Below are 1,164 nucleotides of genomic sequence, written 5' to 3' on the forward strand. Positions count from 1 at the left end.
GCCACTCAAACATGAAGTCGATAACTAGGTCTAACAACTGGTTAGCATCGCTCACAGATGATTCTGTGGTGTCTGACAGGCTAATCTGCTTGCCAAACGTGTATGACTCATACTGCAAATAAAACAAGTTTTTTAAGAAGTCTGTCGGCATGCCTGACCACGTATAGATGTCACTAAGCAACGCGAAGAACAAGCGTCGCTGTTGTGGCCTAGCTTTACGTGTGTCAGCTAATTCCCAATCCACATAAAATTGGCTGTGGGAGCCGCTAACGGTCTCTATATGGTCTAAATTAGGTTTCTCATCTAACCGTGTAACCAAATAGTATCGACCATCCTGCTCAATTAACTGCGCTCGTGACTGTTGCATCTAGTCACCCCAATGTTTGGAAGCTTTGTTTAATAACCAGTTCAAATTAGAAGGGCGATCCGTCTGGAATTGGGGGAAAACCACCGCCATGGTAACTATTAGCTGATTGACTACTATATTCTGTGGCTTGCGTATTACCAGCATTACTACTTGCTGGAGTGCTGAATCCATTACCCTGTTGTTTATTAGTCGTCGTGCCGAAACCACCACTTGTGCTTTTGTGATTGCCAAAGCCACTATTTCCTGTATTACTACTGCCTGCTGGTCGCTTAACGCCATTCGGTTTGCTACCATCCTGCATAAATGGTTTGTGACTTTTGACGCTTAAATAAGTTTTACCGTTTTGACCAGTTTCCCAATCGACCGTGACAGCCAGTTTATTGCCAACGGCTTGCGAGACAAATTGCTGAATCGAATCAAATGAAGTCCCATTAGCTGCGCCTAGGGCAACCGCAATCGTGTTAAACCGTTTAATCGAAAGGTTACCTTTCTCCTCTGTACTGGTATCCCACACTTCATTGTCGAATCGAATTCGGCCACCCTTATATTTTCCATCGAGCACTTCATAATCAAATACTGCCATTGGGTTCCCAGCTTGTTGAGTTGTCGTGTATTGAGAACTGGGAGCAACCACCACATTGTATGTTCCAGCCTCCTCCACTGCTTGTCCGAGAATATTATTTGTATCTACTGTAAATAGTGCCATTTTATTTTGCTCCTTTAGTTATTTGAATTAGTTCAGGCTCTTATGATGTAATTACGGACAACTTGTTCGCTATAATTATCTCAAAGGAGTC

The 1,164-nt window shown here is 43.2% G+C and carries 2 protein-coding genes; both read right to left on the reverse strand.

Annotated elements, in window-relative coordinates; all coding sequences use genetic code 11:
- Positions 1-367, reverse strand: a 367-nt coding sequence (locus DY78_RS14770; protein WP_235810687.1) for a putative HNHc nuclease, incomplete at its 3' end; no start/stop codon positions are given.
- 46 nt (positions 368-413) lie between these two features.
- On the reverse strand, positions 414-1,073 hold the full coding sequence (locus DY78_RS14775; protein ID WP_024626247.1) for a DUF669 domain-containing protein: 660 nt from the start codon (positions 1,071-1,073) through the stop codon (positions 414-416).
- Positions 1,074-1,164: the final 91 nt, after the last annotated feature.

Source organism: Lactiplantibacillus fabifermentans DSM 21115, from assembly GCF_000498955.2.
GTDB lineage: Bacteria > Bacillota > Bacilli > Lactobacillales > Lactobacillaceae > Lactiplantibacillus > Lactiplantibacillus fabifermentans.

What these genes read in the sequence shown, in the direction of transcription:
- DY78_RS14775 (WP_024626247.1), bottom strand. Translation starts at nt 1,073, where the DNA reads ATGGCACTATTTACAGTAGATACAAATAATATTCTCGGACAAGCAGTG.